Source organism: Octadecabacter sp. R77987, assembly GCF_042466115.1.
Classification (GTDB): domain Bacteria; phylum Pseudomonadota; class Alphaproteobacteria; order Rhodobacterales; family Rhodobacteraceae; genus SW4.
Genome location: NZ_JAXHBQ010000001.1, coordinates 1,892,665 through 1,912,206, shown reverse-complemented (window position 1 = coordinate 1,912,206; position 19,542 = coordinate 1,892,665). Strand labels below are relative to the sequence as shown.

At 58.5% G+C, this 19,542-nt stretch carries 17 protein-coding genes; 7 read left to right on the top strand and 10 right to left on the bottom strand.

Going from position 1 to position 19,542, the window contains the following annotated elements:
* Nucleotides 1–104: 104 nt before the first annotated feature.
* On the top strand, nt 105–779 hold the full coding sequence (locus SJY21_RS09690; protein ID WP_377509600.1) for a sugar transferase: 675 nt from the start codon (nt 105–107) through the stop codon (nt 777–779).
* On the opposite strand, the gene SJY21_RS09685 is transcribed toward SJY21_RS09690, so the two are convergent.
* From SJY21_RS09685 to SJY21_RS09660, 6 genes are all read right to left on the bottom strand, one after another.
* The gene (locus tag SJY21_RS09685; protein ID WP_377509598.1) at nt 695–1,867 is read right to left on the bottom strand and encodes a hypothetical protein; all 1,173 of its coding nucleotides are present in this window, start codon (nt 1,865–1,867) and stop codon (nt 695–697) included. The genes SJY21_RS09690 and SJY21_RS09685 overlap by 85 nt on opposite strands.
* A 91-nt stretch (nt 1,868–1,958) precedes the next feature.
* Nucleotides 1,959–3,059: a glycosyltransferase gene (locus SJY21_RS09680; protein ID WP_377509596.1), complete on the bottom strand. Its 1,101-nt coding sequence runs from the start codon at nt 3,057–3,059 to the stop codon at nt 1,959–1,961.
* Nucleotides 3,047–3,910, bottom strand: coding sequence for a sulfotransferase family protein (locus tag SJY21_RS09675; RefSeq protein ID WP_377509594.1), 864 nt, complete (start codon nt 3,908–3,910; stop codon nt 3,047–3,049). The genes SJY21_RS09680 and SJY21_RS09675 overlap by 13 nt, the downstream gene beginning before the upstream one ends.
* Nucleotides 3,911–3,912: 2 nt before the next feature.
* On the bottom strand, nt 3,913–4,902 hold the full coding sequence (locus SJY21_RS09670) for a glycosyltransferase family 2 protein (protein ID WP_377509591.1): 990 nt from the start codon (nt 4,900–4,902) through the stop codon (nt 3,913–3,915).
* Between the two features lie 3 nt (nt 4,903–4,905).
* A complete protein-coding gene (locus SJY21_RS09665) occupies nt 4,906–5,571 on the bottom strand; it encodes a sulfotransferase family 2 domain-containing protein (protein WP_377509588.1) in 666 nt (221 codons plus the stop codon).
* A 49-nt stretch (nt 5,572–5,620) separates the two neighbouring features.
* On the bottom strand, nt 5,621–6,628 hold the full coding sequence (locus SJY21_RS09660) for an NAD-dependent epimerase/dehydratase family protein (protein ID WP_377509585.1): 1,008 nt from the start codon (nt 6,626–6,628) through the stop codon (nt 5,621–5,623).
* 151 nt (nt 6,629–6,779) lie between these two features.
* Between SJY21_RS09660 and SJY21_RS09655 the strand changes: the two genes are divergently transcribed.
* Nucleotides 6,780–8,189, top strand: coding sequence for a mannose-1-phosphate guanylyltransferase/mannose-6-phosphate isomerase (locus SJY21_RS09655; RefSeq protein WP_377509582.1), 1,410 nt, complete (start codon nt 6,780–6,782; stop codon nt 8,187–8,189).
* Between the two features lie 3 nt (nt 8,190–8,192).
* Here the strand turns inward: SJY21_RS09655 and SJY21_RS09650 are convergent, their stop codons facing one another.
* From SJY21_RS09650 to SJY21_RS09640, 3 genes are all read right to left on the bottom strand, one after another.
* Entirely contained in the window at nt 8,193–9,674 is a 1,482-nt protein-coding gene (locus tag SJY21_RS09650; RefSeq protein WP_377509579.1) for a calcium-binding protein, read from the bottom strand.
* Nucleotides 9,675–9,782: 108 nt separating this feature from the next.
* Nucleotides 9,783–11,111: a UDP-glucose dehydrogenase family protein gene (locus tag SJY21_RS09645; RefSeq protein ID WP_377509577.1), complete on the bottom strand. Its 1,329-nt coding sequence runs from the start codon at nt 11,109–11,111 to the stop codon at nt 9,783–9,785.
* A gap of 59 nt (nt 11,112–11,170) precedes the next feature.
* On the bottom strand, nt 11,171–11,944 hold the full coding sequence (locus tag SJY21_RS09640) for a metallophosphoesterase (RefSeq protein ID WP_377509574.1): 774 nt from the start codon (nt 11,942–11,944) through the stop codon (nt 11,171–11,173).
* A gap of 124 nt (nt 11,945–12,068) precedes the next feature.
* Here SJY21_RS09640 and SJY21_RS09635 point away from each other — a divergent pair, with 124 nt between their 5' ends.
* The 5 genes from SJY21_RS09635 to SJY21_RS09615 all read left to right on the top strand — a co-directional run bounded on the left by SJY21_RS09635 (nt 12,069) and on the right by SJY21_RS09615 (nt 17,813).
* Nucleotides 12,069–13,142, top strand: coding sequence for a DUF2793 domain-containing protein (locus SJY21_RS09635; protein ID WP_377509571.1), 1,074 nt, complete (start codon nt 12,069–12,071; stop codon nt 13,140–13,142).
* 119 nt (nt 13,143–13,261) lie between these two features.
* Nucleotides 13,262–15,385 (top strand): YjbH domain-containing protein, encoded by a 2,124-nt coding sequence (locus SJY21_RS09630; protein WP_377509568.1) that lies wholly within the window; start codon nt 13,262–13,264, stop codon nt 15,383–15,385.
* On the top strand, nt 15,382–16,038 hold the full coding sequence (locus SJY21_RS09625) for a YjbF family lipoprotein (RefSeq protein ID WP_377509565.1): 657 nt from the start codon (nt 15,382–15,384) through the stop codon (nt 16,036–16,038). Before SJY21_RS09630 ends, SJY21_RS09625 begins: the two co-directional genes overlap by 4 nt.
* 79 nt (nt 16,039–16,117) lie before the next feature.
* Nucleotides 16,118–16,333 (top strand): hypothetical protein, encoded by a 216-nt coding sequence (locus tag SJY21_RS09620; RefSeq protein WP_377509562.1) that lies wholly within the window; start codon nt 16,118–16,120, stop codon nt 16,331–16,333.
* A gap of 139 nt (nt 16,334–16,472) precedes the next feature.
* Nucleotides 16,473–17,813 (top strand): polysaccharide biosynthesis/export family protein, encoded by a 1,341-nt coding sequence (locus SJY21_RS09615; RefSeq protein ID WP_377509559.1) that lies wholly within the window; start codon nt 16,473–16,475, stop codon nt 17,811–17,813.
* A 16-nt stretch (nt 17,814–17,829) separates the two neighbouring features.
* Here the strand turns inward: SJY21_RS09615 and SJY21_RS09610 are convergent, their stop codons facing one another.
* On the bottom strand, nt 17,830–19,470 hold the full coding sequence (locus tag SJY21_RS09610) for a calcium-binding protein (RefSeq protein WP_377509556.1): 1,641 nt from the start codon (nt 19,468–19,470) through the stop codon (nt 17,830–17,832).
* Nucleotides 19,471–19,542 lie beyond the last annotated feature (72 nt).

Sequence of the window (19,542 nt, the reverse complement as noted above, 5' to 3'; positions counted from 1 at the left end):
CCTTTCTGGAAACATCGATTTTGAACGACTTTAGGCGCGGGGAGTGGAGGATTTCTTAACCGCAAACCGAGAAATTGAAGACGGAGTGAAAAAGAGGGTGAGTTATGAAACACGAGGTTTTCAATGTTCCCGGGTTCGTTCAGCGTGATCTGGCGCGCGCGCGGGCCACACGCTATTTGTCCAGGGGCAAGCGGGCGCTTGATATTGCGGGCGTCATCGCTTTGGCGCCTCTTGCGGCCCCTCTGGTTGGTGCGTTGTGGTGCGCCGTGCGGCTGGACGGCGGGGCGGGGTTTTTCGGGCACGAACGTGTCGGGCAGGACGGGCGGACGTTTCAGTGCTGGAAGTTGCGCACGATGGTGCCGGATGCGCGTGCACGTCTGAAGGAACACTTGCGTTGCAATCCCGATGCGGCCCGCGAATGGGCGCAAACCTACAAGTTGCGCGATGATCCACGTGTGACCCGCCTTGGCCGATTCTTGCGCAAGTGCAGCCTTGATGAATTGCCGCAGCTTTGGAACGTGTGGAAGGGCGAGATGAGCCTTGTCGGCCCCCGCCCCGTGCCGCGTGCCGAACTGCAGGAGTATGCAGGTTTCGAGCGGGCGTATTGCACGATGCGCCCCGGCATAACCGGTCTTTGGCAGGTGAGCGGGCGCAATAATGTGGCCTATGCGGACCGCGTTCAGTTGGATATGACCTATGTGCGCAAAGCGTCCTTGCTGATGGACTTGGGAATCCTGGGGCGGACATTGGGTGTTGTGTTGCGCCGCACCGGGTGTTGAGCGGTCAATACCGCTGCGGGAACGGCAAGCCATAGCCAGTTTGTGTAAACGCCGCGGTAGCCTGTAACCAGAAGCGCGGTCAGAAAGCTGCCCGCTGCGATGACGGTAAGGGCTGCGATGACGGGATCACTTGTGCGGGTCAGCGCCACGCGCAACAGAAGCGCTGTTGCGATCGCAAAGTTGACGACTGCAGGCCACCCTTCTTCAAAGATGCGGGCGATCACCTGCGAGTTCACGCCCTGCGGCAACTGGCCAAACCGAAGGTCAAGCGCGCGACCAATATCATAGGCGCGGCGCAGGATTTCGTGATTTTCACCCAAACCGACGCCAAAAACCTCGCCCCTCCAGAGTGTCGAAAGCCCACCAAGAACCGATGCAAGCCGCATGGCCGCCGACCGTGAAGCTGCCGCTGTTTCCAACCGTTCCGCGTAAAATGCGTTAAAGAACACCGTGAGCAGGACAGCCGCCAGACCGGTGATCAACACAAGCCATAACAATGTGCGCGAATCCAGTTTGCGGGCCTGTCCTGCCGCAAGCGCGCAAAGAAGTGGCGCGACGACAAGAAAACTGGTTGAGCGGCTGAGAAGAAGAGCAACTGTCAGGCTTGCCGAAAGCGCCATCAAAACACGCCTGTGCCGCGGGTTCGTGCGCGGATGCAAAAGCAGGCAAAGGCAAACAGCTAGCGCGATGATACTATGGGTCGCGAATGTGGACACTTCGGGAAAGAAGGCAAAGCCGCGCCGATATTGCGGTGGCAGACTGAAAGCGGTGTTGGTGCGGAAATCAAGCGTTTCCGCCCCGACCACAAGCTGCGCAAAAAACAGCGCGACCGAACAACCCGCGCCGATCAGGAACCCTTGCAGGAAACTTTTGCGTGCATCGGGTAAACGCATGGCAATGCCAATCAGCAGCATGAAAGGGAGCGCCAGCGCCAGCGCATGCATAAAAACGAGCATTTCCCCACCCGCGACGAAAAACGATAAGCAAACCGAGGCAACAAAGGTCATGACAATGGTGCCAAGACGCAGGCAAAGCCGCCGCCAGTTGAGCGCGATCAGAGGTATCCCTGCAAGCACAAGCAGATCCATGGGTTGCAATGGAAGGGCGACCATCGGAAGGCCCACTGCCGGCAACCAGAGACAAAACCCAGCCAAGCAGGCCCAGACCGTGATCAAGCGTTCACTGCGCCGCATGTCGCACCTGATCATTTCCAAGCCAGTCATGCAGAACTTGCATTGCGCTTTCATCAAAACCTACGGCCGCATGCAGGGCCGCTCCGCGCCGCAAAGTTGCCAACATCTGATCGGCAAGATCTGGACGCAGGCAAAGCGCCGCAAGTTTGTCTGTTGCGTCGCGGGTGTTGCGGAACCTGAGGTTTGGGTCAGTCACCAGTTCACAAACACCGCCATCGTCAAACACCAGCGGTGTGACACCATGCAAAATCATCTCGGCAACCGCGATGCCAAAGTGTTCACCGCGAAACATGTGCAACCCAAACCGCGCCTCGGCCAACGCGCGCGCGCGTGTTGTACGATCTGCGTTGGGGGTGACGCGGATATGCGCCTTGCGCGCGAGTGTCGCAACAAGACGGCGCGCATAGCGGCTATCAACGCGGCCCAGCACTTCGATTTCGATTGGCAAGCCTTGCCTTTGCAGGGCATCGCATACAGCAATCGCATCCTCGATCCGTTTGTTGGGGACGATCCGGCCCAGGATCAAAACACGGAAAGGCCTTCGCCTGAGGGCCATTGCAGTTGGGCGCGCGACCTTGGGATAAAGGATCGCGTCACTGGGGCAACCGGCATATTCATCGCACATCCGTGCGGTCCAGTGCGTGTTGCAAACAGTCGTTGTTTCGTCCGGTCGCGCGATGGGTCCTGCGACCTGCTGACAAAGCCGGATATAGGCACGCCGCAACGGCGTTGGTCGTGCGCCGATGCAGGCAAGAAGCCGTGCATCTGTCGAGAACAAAGCCGGAGAATGGCGCAGGGTGAGCGAAGGAACGGGCAGCGCCGGACCTTCGCCGTAAGCAAGGATGACACGGTCGTAGTCGGGCGCGCATTTTGGAAGAGCGCGGCAAACCTGTGCCCAGTTCCACAACGCGCGCCCCGCGATGGCGAATGGCAAAGGTTGACGCGCGCCACCGGGCGGGACGTGTCCATGCACATCAATCATGCCAACCGCGTGCCCGTGATTGACCAATACGTGTTCAAGGGCAGCCGCATAGGCCTCGGCCCCACCTTTTGCGGCGGCCTTTGCCTGGGCGATCAGAATGCGCATCGTGCGTCCAGTGCGGATCGAAGTGCGGCGATTTCATTGGGGTCAATTTGTGCACGATTGACATCATCAAACCAAAGGCGACGCAGAAACGGCTTGATCGGCGCAGGCAGGACGTGGCGGATTCGCGTTTTGATTCCGCTGCGCAACAAAGCTGCGTTCAGACGTGCGAACCGCGGTTCGGAACCCGCATTCCGGGCGTTTGCGGTCACGTCAAAGCCGGCCGGATCAATGTCAAGAAGTTGGGATATGCGGGCCAAAGCTGTTTGGGGTGACTTGATCATGGCTTCGAACTGTAGGGTTGCCGCGCGTTTGCCGAACACGTGCTTGAATCGGGCGATTCCGGGCGTTTGCACCGAAGGGCGCAGCAAATAGCGGGCTGCATATGGCATGTGCCCTTCTATTTCCGCCTGCAATTCGGATCGCAAGCTAGCCTGTGTTCGCCCGGTGCGCCGCGCCAGTTGGTAGTGGGACAAGGCGCGCGCGACCGGTTCGCGGTGCAGCAGGATCACCCTTGCGTCAGGGCAGGATTCAGCGATCAGGTCAGGGGCTTGCGGACACGAAAGATAGCTTGTTGATGCTTCCATCCGCCAAGGTGTCGTCATGTTGGCAAACAGCGCCGCATAGCGGTCTGTGTCGCGAAAAACTGCAAACTGGGTCGGTTTTTTAACGGGTTTGGTAGGGTCAATGTCATTCAGGTGCGATGCAGCCACATACGCCGGATCAAACTCGTGAGCGGAAAAGAAATTGGGTTCTTTCACCAACGAAATGGAAATGTCAGGATGGGTCGCCAGCCACCGCGCGAGTTGCGTTGATCCTGCGCGCGGCGCGGCAACCAGTAACAGGTTTGGCATCGTCATGCGGTTGCCTGTTTGATTGTGTCATGTGTTGACCGTGTCCGCAGAGACGCGAGACTGCCAAGCCCGAAACCAAAGTGCATCATCATGGCAAGCCAGACGACCCGCAAGCATGTCCGCGGGGCGAATTTGGCTGCGTGCAAGGCGAGGGTTGCAAGCGCGCAAAGATAGACAAGGCATGGCAGGGCAAGTGGCACCCAGAACCACCCCAAGGCAAATGACAGCGGGCAAATGACAGTTGCGAGCACGGGAAGAACCTGACGCGTTGCCGGGCGTTGGCGGTGATGGCGCAGCATCTGCGTCCGCCAAAAGCCGTTGCGCCAGTATTGACGGAATACATCACGCGGTGTCGCGCGTGGGCAGTAGCGCACAGGAAGATGAGCGGCGAGGAATATGCGCCCGCCCGCCATGATCAAGCGATGGTCATACTCCGCATCCTCGTTCGCGTGAAAAGATGTATCATAGCCGCCAAGTGCCAGAAACGCTTTCAGTCGAAATGCGGCGTGATGGCCATGCGCGACCCATCCGGAATTCGCGGTGTTGCGGTGAGTTGCCCCGCCGTTCCCAAGCCAAGACCGCTGTAGCAATGCGCCGGCCTGCGCCCAGGGATTACGTTGATCGGTCGCAATAAGGGGGGTGACAACGCTATCGGCGCTTTCATCCTGAACCAAGCGGACCAGCGTGTTCACAAACCCTTTCGGGTAACGCGCGTGTGCATCGACGCGCACCAGAATCTGTGCGCCCAACGATTGCGCAAGATGCGCTGCGGCGTTGATCGCATGGGCCTGCGTGCGATGCGGGTTGCGCCGCAGTGACACGCGCGGGTGGCGTTTCGCAAAACCGCGCACAATGTCACATGTGTTGTCGGTGCTGCCCCCGTCAATCACGACGATTGGAAAGGCATGACAGTCTGCCAGGAGGTCCGACAGAACGGCTGCGATGGTGTTTTCTTCGTTTAATGCTGGAATTGCGATGAGGGCATGAGTCATGGGTCACGCCGCGTCTTGTAGGCAGGGAGCTGTGTAACCGAACCGCGCGAGATCCCAGTCGTATCGCCGGGCCACAAGCGCGTTCGATTTGTGCGAATACCACTGCGCGACATCGACCGGATCACGGGCGTTGTGTTGTGGGATGGTGCTGGACGGCACCTTGATATCCAGCGTGTTCAAAAGTGGGGGCAGATCCGTCGCAAGTGTTTCAAGACGCAGTATGTCAGTGATCTGGTCACCGCACCAATGCTGCGCCGACCAAGTGCCGTAGCGCCGCCAGCGTTGGTGTGCCCGACCACCGCCACCGCGACCGTAGGGGCGTGTGCCACGCAGCCATGTTTCGAAATTCGGCTGTCCAAGACCCATTTTGCGCCGCAAACGCCAAAGCCCGTCCACATCTGCAATCATCCGGTAAAGTGAGACCAGTCGCGTGTAAGGGTCGCGCACGCAGGTGACCCGCCGATACGAGCGAAAGGCGAGACCGAGTGCATCAAACGTCCACTCGGCCTCGATCGGGGACATATGCGGATAAAACGGATGTTCGCGCGTGCGTTCGCGATAGGGAACGACAGTTTCTTCGCCGTAGGGGGCCAACAGCGCGCGCATGGTTTCCGACCCCGTCTTGGGGTTCGCAAAAAGGATGAATCGGCGGCTGTGGCAAATAATCATGCCACTTTGCTAGCGCAGGGATGGTTAAGATTTGGTGGCTGCCAGCACGCTAGACGTCATAATAATCGCGATACCACGCGACAAAGGCATCGACGCCGTCTTGCAGGCTGGTTTGCGGTGCGTATCCGGTCAGGTCGCGCAGCAAGTTGCCATTGGCCCAAGTTGCGGGCACATCGCCGGGCTGCATATCCATCATGTTGCGAACGGCTGTCTTGCCGGTGGCGCGCTCGATGGCTTTGATGAAATCAAGCAGCTTGGTCGGTTCGCCGTTGCCAATGTTCACAACACGGTATGGGGCAACGGGAGAGAGGCTGTCGCCCTTCGAAGGTGCGTCCTTGGGCCGTTCCGGCGCTGCATCAATCAACAGGCGAATACCCGCAACCAGATCGCTGACATAGGTGAAATCGCGGCGCATGTCGCCGTGATTGTAAACGTCGATCGGATCGCCGTTCAGGATCGCGCGGGTAAACTTGAACAGGGCCATGTCGGGGCGGCCCCAGGGACCATAGACCGTAAAGAACCGGAACATGGTGATCGGAGTATCATAAAGGTGGGCATAGGAATGGCCCATGGCCTCGTTCGCCTTTTTGGTGGCCGCGTAGAACGACATCTGGCTGTCGGCCTTGTCGGTTTCGGCGTAAGGCATATCGGTGTTGGCCCCGTAAACCGACGACGTGGAGGCCATGAGGAGATGCGTGCAGGGCGTGGCGCGCACGGCCTCAAGCAGGTTGAAGGTGCCGATCAGGTTGGATTCAACGTACGAGCGCGGCTCGTCGATCGAATAACGCACGCCAGCCTGTGCAGCGAGGTGGACGATGATATCTGGCTTTTCCAGCGCAATCAGATCATGCAGCACAGTGTCGTTTTCCAAACGATCGTTCACGGCCCGAAAACGTTGCGATTGCAGCAGGTTTGCTTGGCGGCGCTGTTTCAACTGCACATCATAGTAATCCGTCATCGCATCAAAGCCGATCACATCAAATCCGTCTGCCAGCAGCCGCTGACACAGATGGTATCCGATAAATCCGGCAGCGCCGGTAACAAGGGCTTTGGGCATTACGACCTCTTAATGCGTGCCGGTATGTGGTGTGGCACCCTCGCGGCGCTGTCAACCTTGTGTTCGGTTTGGAACTGTTAACCCATGTGTGCCACAGTGATGTCAAAGTCAGGTGTTAACCACGTTTCAAATCGTAAGAGAGAGGGCGCAAGTGATTACCCCGATCATTCTGGCAGGCGGATCAGGAACACGGCTTTGGCCGCTGTCGCGCAAAAGCTTTCCCAAGCAGTTTTCGTCGTTTGGTGGGGACAAGTCCCTGTTTCAAGACACCGTATTGCGCCTGTCGGGCAAGGGGATGAACCGCCCCGTTGTGCTGACAAGCGAAGATTTCCGTTTCGTCGTGACCGAACAGTTGGGCGAGGTGGGCGTGCTACCCGAACAGGTGTTCATCGAACCCGAGGGGCGCGATACAGCCCCTGCGATCTTGCTGGCGGCCCTATCGTTGCAAAGTGACCCCGATGCGCTGATGCTTGTGGCCCCGTCTGATCATGCGATTCCCGATGGCGCGGCGTTTTGTGCAGCCGTTGCTGCGGCCGAACCTGCGGCGCGTGACGGCGCGATTGTAACTTTCGGGATCATGCCGGACCGCCCTGAAACGGGTTATGGCTACCTTGAGGTGAGCGGCGCACCAAAGGGCGGCGCGATTTCGCCCCTGACGCGGTTTGTTGAAAAGCCTGATCGCGCCGCCGCCGAGGAGATGCTGGCGACGGGTCACTACCTTTGGAATGCCGGGATTTTCCTGTTTAGTGTGCGGCGTATCCTGGAGGCGTTTGCCACCCATTCACCCGATCTGATCCCGCCGGTTCAAGCCGCGCTGGACGGGGCCAAACGTGACTTGGGCTTCAAGAGGCTGGATGCGGCGGCCTGGGCGCAAGCGGACAAGATCAGCATTGACTACGCGATCATGGAAAAGGCCGACAATCTGGTGGTGATGCCCTTTCCGGACGGCTGGACCGATCTGGGTGATTGGGAGGCTGTGCGCTGGACCAAGGCTGACGCAAGCGGTGTCATGGCGCATGGTGCGGTTACGGCGATTGATTGCAGTGACAGTTTGCTGTGGTCCGAGGCCGAAGGGCAGGCGCTGGTCGGGCTGGGACTTGAGAATATCATCGCTGTGGCAATGCCGGATGCCGTATTGGTCGCTGACAAACGCCGCAGTCAGGACGTGAAAAAGGTTGTCGATGCCCTGCGCGCCAAAGGGGCCAAGCAGGCCGAGACATTTACCCGTGATCACCGTCCTTGGGGATGGTTTGAAAGCCTTGCGATGGGCCCGCGGTTTCAGGTGAAACGCATTTGCGTCCATCCCGGTGGCAAGCTGTCACTGCAAAGCCACGTGCACCGCGCCGAACACTGGATCGTCGTCGAAGGGTCGGCGCAGGTGACTGTCGGTGATGTGCAAAAGATGGTGTTTGAAAACCAGTCGATCTATGTGCCGCAGGGCGATCTTCACCGGCTGGAAAACCCCGGCAAGGTCATGCTGACCCTGATCGAGGTGCAGACCGGCAGCTATCTGGGCGAGGATGATATCGTGCGGGTCGAGGATGTTTACAGCCGTAGCTGACGCCTAGAACAGGAAGTCGTCATTGGTCAGATCGGCGATCAGCAACTGGCCGCTGTCGGCTTCGATACGGAAACGGTCATCACCGATTGTGATCAGCACGCCGTAACCTTTTTGGGTCATGTCCAACTGGTCGATTGAATACAGCATCGCGAAATCTCGCAGGTCCAGTTTGTCTTCGCCGGGGGTGAAATCCGTGACAATGTCCATGCGCCCGTCGTCGGTAAAGACGAACACATCTGCTCCGGTTCCACCTGTCATCGTGTCCGCGCCCGCACCGTCAATGATCCGGTCATCGCCGCCGCGCCCGTCCAGCGTGTCGTTGCCATCTTTGCCTGCGATCAGATCGTCCATGCCGTTCCCGTTGATCGTGTCAGCATTGTCGGTGCCGGATTTCGTGTTGGCGATATTGCCCATGTCGATAGTGAACTGGGTGAATCCGGTCTGCGATCCACTGACGAAGACCTGCGCATCGCCGTTGATGACCGTCGCGGTGATCGTTTCGACATCCATCAAGGTTGTGTTCAACTCGTCAGGAATGCTTTCGAAGTGAAACAGGCTACCGCCCGGTTCGATTTCAAAAAGCGACAACCCGTCATCGGACCCGCCTGCCAGCAGGAACGTACGATTCCCGATGCTGAATGTTTCCAATGCACTGACGCCGGCAAAGCGTGTGTTCAGGTCGTCCATCACGTGGTCTTCGATGAACAGGCTGCCCCAGTTATTGACGCGCAACACGCTTAGCGTGCCGCTGCCTGCGGAGCCAACGATGATAAAGAGCTTGCCGTCGACGGTTGCCGTTTCCAATGCGTTGGGCGCCGAGACCCACAACCCGTCAGACACCCCGATCGAGCCACGTTCCTTGACGTTGCCCCACTGGCCCATCCAGTAGCAGGTTACGCCTGCATCCTGCGCTGACGCCGCAAAGAAATAGCTGCGCCCGTCGACCATTGCCGATGTCAGCGCGGAAATGTCTCCGACATAGGTATTGGCCGTGTCGCCCCATGTGTTCTTGTGCTCCAACGTCAGGTTGTCGCGTATCTGGTAGGCCTGAAACCCCGCCTGCCCCAGCTGAGAAGAGACCATGAACGTTTTGCCAGCGACCTGAAGCGTGACCGAGTGATCAAGGTTGCCGATCAGGCTGGGGCTTGCGCCAAGGATTGTTACGCCGGCGAATTCGCCACTGGTATTCAGTTCGTGAAACGCGAGCCGGTCATCATAGCTGCCGGACGGCACAAGGATGTCCTGCCCGTCAACCGTGACCACATCCAGATCGTTGACACCATAGGTGCCGCGGTTCGGGGCGGCACCGATCTTGTCGAGGTATGTCGTGCCAGTGCTTTCGACGAGATAGGCCGACAACCCGCCATCGGCCTTGCTGGCGGTATAGAGATAGGTTTCGCCATTGATGACGGCCAGCGCCAAGGCGCTGATCCCGTCAAGATGCGGGCCGGTTTCCACGGTTGCGACGTGACTGAAAACGGACATAACGATCACCCCCGTGGTGCATTACCTGTTGGGGTTACGCTGACAGTGCCTCGCGCAATTGGTCGGGCGGAAAGGTGGCCCAATGTTGGCGTTTCGTGTGGTTTTGAATCAATCGCTGCTGGAATGCATCGGTAGGCGGCCGATTGACACATACGACTGGAAGCCTGCCTTTTTGGCATCCTTGTTGGCGTAGATGTTGCGCAAGTCGGCCATGCGCGGGGTTGCCATGTGTTTGGCGATGCGTTTGAGGTCAAGCGCGCGAAACTCGTTCCATTCGGTCAGCAGGACGACCAGATCGGCATTGCGAGCTGCCTTATATGCATCCTCGACCCAGTTCACGCCGGGCAGCAGTGCCTCGCCCTCGTGGCGGCCTTGGGGGTCGGTGACGCGCACTTTGGCGCCGCCGCCGATCAGCGCAGGGATGATCGTAAGAGCAGGGGCGTCGCGCATGTCGTCGGTGTTGGGTTTGAACGTCACACCCAGCACGGCGACGATCTTGCCGTTGAAACTGCCATCACACAGATCAAGCAACTTATCGACCATGCTGCGCTTGATTTCTTCGTTGACCTTGATCACGGCTTCGGTGATCTGCATCGGCACGGCGTTTTCCTGTCCGATGCGGGCCAGCGCCTTGGTGTCCTTGGGAAAGCAAGACCCGCCGTAGCCGGGTCCGGCGTGCAGGAATTTGTTGCCAATCCGCCCGTCTAGCCCCATGCCCTTGGCCACCTGTTTCACATCCGCGCCAGTGCGTTCGCACAGGGCTGCGATTTCGTTGATGAACGTGATCTTGGTCGCCAGAAATGCGTTGGCGGCGTATTTGATCATCTCGGCGCTTTCCAGATCGGTGACGACAATCGGGAAATCACGCAGGAACAACGGGCGATAGATTTCGGCCATGACATCGGCGGCGCGATCGGTCTGCACGCCGACAACAACGCGGTCAGGGCGCATGAAATCATCAATCGCCGCGCCTTCACGCAGGAATTCGGGGTTGCTCGCCACATCAAACGCCAGATCAGGATTCGCCTTGTGCACGGTTTGTTTGACCTTGCGATTGGTCCCCACAGGCACCGTCGATTTGGTGACAATGACAATATAATTCTTGGCGAGAGTGGCGATTTCCTCGGCCGCGGCCATCACATAGGTTAGGTCAGCGTGTCCATCCCCGCGCCGCGTGGGTGTGCCGACGGCGATAAAGACCGCCTCGGCATCTTCGAGTGCGGCAGGCAGATCAAGCGTGAACGACAGGCGGCCTGCCTCGACGTTCTTGGCCATCAGTTCCTCAAGGCCCGGTTCATAGATCGGCACCTGACCGGCGTTCAGTTTGTCGATTTTGCTGGGGTCTTTGTCGACGCAGACAACGTTATGACCAAAGTCGGAAAAGCAAACGCCCGACACAAGGCCAACGTAGCCGGTACCAATAACTGCAATCTTCATGCTCGGACCTTTTTCTTTTTTGTTTGGGCGTTGGTGGCGGTTCTGTCAACTGATCCCGATTAGGTATGCAGGAAATCGACCGTGCCAGCAGGGCTGATTTTAGCGGCCGTCAGGGTGCCGGAATAGTATGCGCCGGTGTCCACTGCGATGCGGCTGGCCACACATTGCGGCTGGTCAGTGATGGTATGCCCATGTGCGACCCAAAGCCCGTCTTGGCGTGGGCGTTTCAGAAAATCGCGATGCCCCCAGATGCGGGTGCGGTCGCTTTGGTCTGCCGGTGGCGCGTTTGGATCAAGTGCGGCGTGGACCACTACCAAATTGCCGCTGTTCCATTGCGTCGGAAGCGTGCGGAGCCAATCAACCATCGACGGCTCAGTCAGGTCCAACAACTGATCGCGCGCGGCCATCAGGCGATCTGGCGCTGCGCTTTCGGTGATGCCGGATACGCCCATGCTGGCAAGTGTCTGCAATCCACCATTGCGCAACCAGCGCTGGCCGCGTTCTTTCGTCCGGTCGATGAAATCAAGCATCATGCGTTCGTGGTTGCCCATCAGGCAGATGAATGTTGCGGGCGTTTCTGATTGGCGTGCGCGCAGGTGATCAAGCACCGCGCCGGAATGCTCTCCTCGGTCCACAAAATCGCCAAGAAAGATACACACCGCCTCAGGGTCATCTGCGCGGTCTGCGTCGATCTGCAACAACAGCTTTTGCAACAGGTCGGCGCGCCCGTGGATGTCGCCCACCACATAAGTCGTCTGCAAAGGCCGCGGCGCGCCTAGGTCGGTCGGGGCAGGGGCAGGCTTGCTACCAAACAGACGCTTGAGGAGTGACATGACGGACCTGTGCGCGATTGAAACGGTTAACCAAACCTATAGCGCCAGTTCGCCGTCTTAGGAATGCCACAACTGCTTTGCCGGAATGTTGCGCCAACTTGCAACAGCCCGATGGATACAGCAAATGCCAGATACAACGAACCGTCTTTCCCTGCCGACGATCCTTCCGGCGCAGGCGCAAAAGCATGTCACCCACAACGAAGCGCTGCAAATTCTGGATGCGATTGTGCAGTTGGTCGTCGTGTCTGACGATCAGAGTGCGCCGCCCTTTGGTGCCTTGGATGACGAGGTTTACATCGTTGCCCCCGGTGCGACGGGTGATTGGGCCGGGCAATCGGGTGCTTTGGCAATCCTGCAGGGCGGGGCCTGGATGTTCCTTGTGCCGCGGACCGGGTGGCGGGCGATGGTTTTGTCGCGCAACGTCATGGTTTCGTTTGACGGGACCGGTTGGACGGCAATGACAGCCTCTGAACTCGGCAATGTGCAATCCATCGGGTTGGGGCAGGCCATTGACCCCGCCGTGCCGTTCGCGGCAACGCTGAATGCTGCCAGTTGGTCGGCGGTGACGGTGGGCGATGGAGGCAATGGCGATCTGAACATGGTGCTGAACCGCGAAGGGTCGGGGGATGATCTGGGGTTTACGTTCCAGACAGGGTTTACGTCCAAAGCGGTGCTGGGCCAGTTTGGAACTGACGAAATCCGCCTTTCGGTGTCCGATGACGGGATTACGTTCCGTGATGGCTGGTCCGTTGATCTGGCAAGTGGCCGTGTCGCGCAACCCAACCTGCCACGCTTTAAGGCGCATATGAACTTTGACCAGCTTGTGCTGGCCGAAACATGGGCCAAGCTGGGCGTGAACACCGCCGATCACAATGCCCAGGGCGTTTTTGATGCTGCGAACAACCGCTTTGTTGCACCGGTGACAGGGACCTATCTGATCGGCGGGTCGATCATTTTTGTGAAGGACTTTGGCGTGCCGCGCCATGCGATCCGGCTGGTCAAGAACGGTGTGACGGAAATCAACGGCACGTTCGCCGAAAACTCGGGCGGTCATGTGGACGGTCGCACCGGCATGACAACCCACACGCTTGAATTGCTGAACGCAGGTGACACTGTCGAATTGCAGGGCTTTAGCCGCCTTTACGATTCATACTTCGGCGCCAATCACACGGCCATGTGGGGTGCCATGATCGGCTAGCACCCGTGTAGGGTGGCATTGTCGCCACATTCGATGTGCCCGTCACTTTTGGCGGGCACGTCTCTTTCTTGGTCAGGATTGCTGCTATAGGGTCGCTCCGAACGTGTCGGAGATCGGTCATGAGTAGTGTTATGCAAATCGCCAGACATGGCGTTTCGGCCCTTGCTTTGGGACTTTGCGGCGCTTTTGGCGCGCAGGCTGACGATTGGCGCTCAACCTACACGATTTTCGGCACCCCGGGCCTGATCGAGATGCCAAGCGCAGGCGTGGCACCAGATGGCGAGATCGGTGTGACGCTCGGCGGATTTGCGCTGCAACAACGCGGGGCGTTCACTTTTCAGATCGCGCCACGCCTGAGCGGCACGTTTCGATATTCCCGCTTTGACGAATTCACCGGGCCGGGGACTGATGACCTTTTTGATCGCAGTTTCGACATCCATTACAAGATCGCTGACGAGGGGCGTATCCGCCCTGCCTTTGCCATCGGTTTGCGCGATTTTCTGGGCACAGGCCTTTACAGCTCCGAATATGTGGTCGCGACCAAGACTGTCACACCTGATGTGCGGGTCACCGCGGGTCTTGGGTGGGGGCGCATGGGAACGCGCAACGGATTCACGAACCCTTTGGGTGTGCTTGACGCCAGCTTCGAGGTGCGCCCTTTCAATGACTTCGGTCTTGGGGGCGATGTTGCGTTTGATCAGTATTTCCGCGGCGATGCGGCTGTTTTTGGCGGCGTCGAATGGCGGGTGAATCCCGACTATACCCTCAAGCTTGAGTATTCGTCGGATGCCTACGTCGAAGAAACTGCTGACGGTACGTTTACCGCCAATTCCCCTTTCAACGTTGGACTGACATATCAACCGCGCCCCGGCTATGCGCTGAGCGTTTATTATCTTTATGGAAGCGAAGTTGGCTTCAGCGCGACCACCTATTTCAATCCGCGCGGCGCAGACTACGTCAGCGGCCTTGATGTCGCGCCGATCCCTGTCGCCGTGCGCGCGCAGGATCGGGCTGCGGCGGCAAGCTGGGATCGCACCGCCGAACCTGCCAGCGAAATCCGCGCAACTTTGGCCGAGGTTCTGGCCCGTGACGGGATCATCCTTGATAGTTCTGAAATCACTGATCAGCGGATGCGTGTGCGGTATACAAATACGCGGTACCGCGCCGAGGCACAGGCGATTGGCCGTGTTGCGCGCGTCCTGACGCAACTGGCGCCCGCTTCGGTTGATACCTTTGTGCTGGAACCCATGCAGCGTGGCATTGCTGTGTCCGCCACCACGATCCAGCGCCGCGACATGGAAGACCTTGAAAACGAGCCGGACGCTGCGTGGACATCATTTGCCCGCGCCCGGATTGGTGAAGCGGGAGGGTCTGACGGTTTGGTTGATGCAGACCCGGCCGGACCTGCCTTTTTGTGGGGGCTGACGCCCTATACCGAAGTGGCCTTGTTCGATGGTGATCAGCCTGCGCTTGCTGACATAGGTTTAGAGCTGTCGGGACGCTATACGATCCAACCCAATCTGGTGCTTGCGGGCGCTTTGCGCCTTCCGATAACGGGCAATCGTGCAGATGGTGTCATTTCACCCTCGACCTTGCCGCCCGTGCGGCGCGAAGGTGCGCAATATGGTGATGTGGGTCAGATCGGCATCGAAAACCTGACTTTGTCTTACTACGGCCGCCCCGGCGAAAACCTCTATAGCCGCGTCACGGTTGGCTATCTTGAGCGGATGTTTGGGGGCGTGTCGGGTGAAATTCTGTGGAAGCCTGTCGAAAGCCGTCTCGCCCTTGGGGCCGAGCTGAACTATGCGGTGCAACGCGATTTTGACATGGGTCTTGGCTTTCAGGACTACGACATCGTGACGGGCCATGTGTCGGCCTATTATGACTTTGGCAACGGGTTTCACGGCCAACTTGATGCGGGGCGCTACCTTGCGGGCGATTGGGGGGCCACGGTCGCGCTGGATCGGGAATTTGAAAACGGCTGGCGGGTGGGGGCATATGCCACGCTGACGGATGCACCGTTCGAGGCTTTTGGTGAAGGGTCGTTTGACAAGGGCATTCGCGTCACAATTCCAACCGATGCCCTGATCGGACAACCTAGCCGCACGGATCTGACAGCCAACCTTAGCTCGCTTGCCCGTGATGGCGGCGCGCGTCTGAATGTTGACGGCCGCCTTTACGAGGTCGTGCGCGATGGTCATGTGGGTGATCTTGAAAACGGCTGGGGGAGGTTCTGGAGATGAACGTTTTGCGTCTCTCGCTGACGGCCTTGATGATCGCGGCGCTGTCGTCTTGCGGGCCGTTAGCAGACGAAACGATGCCAGGTGCCAGCTTCGTGCGCGGTTTGATCCCGTCCGGGCAGTCAGACCAGGCGGCCACGGCAGGTGCACAAGGCCTGACCCGAGCAGCGATCGAACAAAACGAACGCCCGCAGATTCTTGTGGCTTTGCCTGCAACAGGCGTGGCTGTGCCAATTGCGCTGTTTGAAGAAAGCCGTGGCAAGGCAACATATGTGACACGCGACCTTGTCAGCGTGACGCTGGAAGAAGGGTTGCTGATTGCGACGCGCAGTCTGGGGGCTGATCTGATGGCGGCTGACGTCGACGATATCCGCCCCATCTTGCAGTCAGGTGGAGGTGCTGTGCGCGTGCATGACTACCTGAACGGGCTAAACCAGATCGAACGCCACAGCTATCAATGTGATGTGCGTGTCGTCGGCCCCGAAACCATCGAGATTTTCGAACGCAGTTACCGGACCACACAGGTGCAGGAAGACTGTGTCAGCCCTGACACCTCGTTTACGAATATCTACTGGATTGACGGGGCCGGAACGATTTGGCAGTCGCGGCAATGGGTGTCGCCTGTGATCGGCTACGCCGAGATACTCAAACTGTAGAAACACCTACTTCACAGTTGTGAAGATGGTGAATCGTGGCTATACCAAGAGCAAGTCGTGTTAATTTTTGGAGTCACCCATGCGTATCAAAGCAACACTCGCCGCTCTGGCACTTGTTACCTCGTCGGCAGTTTCGGCGACCGCTGGCAACCTTGAGCCATATCAGGAAACAACCGAAGAAATGGTGATCCCCGTGCAGAACACCGGATCGCCAAGCCTGCGCCCTGAACTGATTGTTCCTGTCGTGGTTTGCTTGCTTCTGTGTGGTTCGCTCGGCGGTGGCAGCGGCACCTAAGCCACTGCAAGTATGGAATTAATGATTGGGCGGGCAGCCACTGCCCGCCCAATTTTTTTGGCTATAACTTCGGTGCAGGACGTGCCAGACGCGTGCGCGACGGATGGTATGAAACGGGGGCGAAATGCGAATTTCTGGGATGCTGCTTGTTGTGGCGATGTTGGCCGGATGCGGCTCTGCCTATATCTCGCCCGAGGTAAGCCAAACTGATGCAGATGTGCCGGTGCGCGTTGCATCAATGACGGCCCAAAGCGTGATGATCGCGAATCGCGCGACAGCCTATGCGCCGCGCCAACTGCCCGCAGCATTCGATCAGACGGCGGGTTTTGGCTCGGGGTTGCGCGGCGCAGGCGCAATTCCGGACACGGTCTTTGAACCGCAAAGCCGCCCGACCGCCCTTGAAACACGCGTGCCGCCAGCGGTGCAACCGACACCCTATACGATCGGCGTGGGCGATGTGCTGGTGCTTGCTACACCCTCGGGGCGTTCGACGGTCGAGGAACTAAGCGGTCTGCTTGCGGCCCAGAACCGCCGCCAAGGTTACACCGTGCAGGACGATGGCCAGATCGCGATCCCTGATGTAGGCCGTATCGCTGTTGCGGGCCTATCCCTAGAAGAAGCCGAGTCCGTGGTTTTCGGCGCATTGGTTGAAAACCAGATTGAACCGTCTTTCAGCCTTGAGGTCGCCGAGTTCAATTCCAAGCGTGTGACGATTGGTGGCGCTGTGGCTTCGCCCGCCGTGGTGCCGATCCGCCTGACACCGCTTTACCTTGAAGAAGCCCTTGCGCAGGCGGGTGGCATCACCGCGCCAGATCAGGATTTCGTGTCGATCCGGATTTATCGCGATGGCACGCTTTACCAAATTCCGCTGCGCGAACTTTATTCCAACCGCTCACTGCAGCGCGTTGCGCTGATTGATGGCGATTCCATCTTTGTGGATACGGAATACGAACTGGCCCAGGCGCAAGCCTATTTTGAGGAACAAATTCAGGTTGCCGAGTTCCGCCAGAACGCGCGCCGTCAGGCGCTGGCAGAACTGGAATCCGAAATCGCGATCCGCCGTGGTGCCTTGAACGAACAGCGCCAGAATTTCCGTGACCGTGTGGATCTGGGTGCCGTGCAGCGCGACTATGTCTATCTGTCCGGCGAGGTGGGTCAGCAGGGACGGTATCCGCTGCCATTTGAAACACGCGCGACGCTTGCGGATGCATTATTTGAAAACGAAGGCATTCCAACCGAAACGGCCAATGTCTCGCAGATTTATGTGCTGCGCGCTTCGACCAATCCGCGCGATTTCAATGCGGTGACGGCGTGGCATCTGGACGGCTCGAACGCAGTAAACATGATTCTTGCGACGCAGTTTGAATTGCGCCCGAATGATGTGATCTTTGTTGCGGAACAGCCGATTACCCGTTGGGGCCGCGTCATTCAGCAGTTTACCCCGTCCCTGATCACGGCAGGTGCTGCGGCAACGCGCTAGCGCTGCCGCCCGCGCGTCAGATAAAGCTGATATCGTCGTCCACCAGCAGCGGATCAAGCCCGCCTGCGGATTGGATTTCGAGGACTTCGCCGCCCGTGAAGGTCAGCGTCAGGATGGTTCCCGTCCCGTTCAGGCTGCCGAAGTTGGCCACGACCTGTTCCGCCGTGAGCGTGCCGGTCCACAGATCATCGTCCAGCTGGATTGAATCCGTGCCGGTTTCATAGGCGTTGATCCGGTCGGTGCCACTGCCGGTTTCAAAGATAAAGGTGTCGGGCTGGTTGCCCCCGCTCATCACGTCGTTGCCCGCGCCGCCGTTCAGCACATCGGCACCATTGCCACCAAACAGGCTGTCATTACCGTCGCCACCATAAAGCGTATCAATGCCAGCCGCGCCGAACAGCTTGTCGTCGTCTGCGCCGCCATCCAAGGTGTCGTTGTTGCCCTGACCGCGCAGGTCGTCATTGCCGTCCCCGCCAAATATCTCGTCATTGCCAGAGCCACCAAACAGTGAATCCGCGCCAACGCCGCCATAGATGCTGTCGTCATTGCCCTGGCCAAGGATATAGTCATCGCCACCGCCATAAAGGCCAGAAAAATCATCGCCCGAAAGCACGTCTTCGCCGATGCCGCCGTATATGCTGTCAGACCCGCTTCCGCCGTAGATGGTATCTTCACCACCTTGGCCACGAAGGGTGTTTGAACCGCCTCCTGACCCCAAGGATAGAGAGTCATCCCCGAGCCCCGCATTGATCGTTGTGTCGCCATCGCCAGTTGAAACGATCTGGTTGGCGGCTGCTGTGCCGATGACAGTCAAATCCAGTTCGCCAAACATCGAATAGTTTTCGACGTTCTGAATCAGATCAGTCTCGGCCGGATTGCCGACCCAGATATGGGCGCCAGTCAACATGTTGAACGATATTGAACCTGAAGAGAATCCGAAAAGAAACGCCGTGACGCTATCAACGCCATTGCCGCCGTCGATGGTATCGCTGCCAAATCCAAGGTTGAACTGGTCATTCCCTTCGTTACCGATCATCAGATCGTCACCATTGTTGCCCGCGATGGAATCATTGCCATCACCACCTTGAATGGTGTCGTTTCCGATGCCGGCGTCGATGGTATCGGCAAGGTCAGTGCCTTGAATGAAATCATCCTCTGTCGACGTGATATAGGTGCCGCCAAGGATCGGGATATCGTCACCCGGTTCAAAGCCGGACCCGACAGCGGGCAGATCAAAGAAGGCACCGGTTGCCGCAGCCCAACCGCCGAAATCGCCGAGAGAGGCAAAATTCGGAATCGCATCCCCGCCAATGATCACGATGGCCGCCTGATCCGTGGCGGCATCGTAAAACGACAGCACATGGGTCGCGCGTGCAGCACCATCATTCCAATAAATCGTCGTCATGCCGATTTCGGGGCCAGTGCCGCCGTTCCATTCGAACGCATTCTCGCCGTTGATCGTCAAGTTGACCGGCAGCGGTTCGACGTCAACGTCATATCCAGTGCCCGCCGGATTGACCCCGAGGCTTGTGTAGGAATACGTCGACTGTCCGTCAGGATAGACGATCTCGACGGTGGCCCCCGGAATAAGTGCTGTTACTTCGCCGGTGTCGGGTTTTGTCGTCACGGACACGAATGATGATGTAAAGGTTGTCATGTTTTCCCCCAAAAACTTTGATTTCTATACAATAAGTCAGCATAATGGCGTAATGCGCGCTTTGTCCACCTT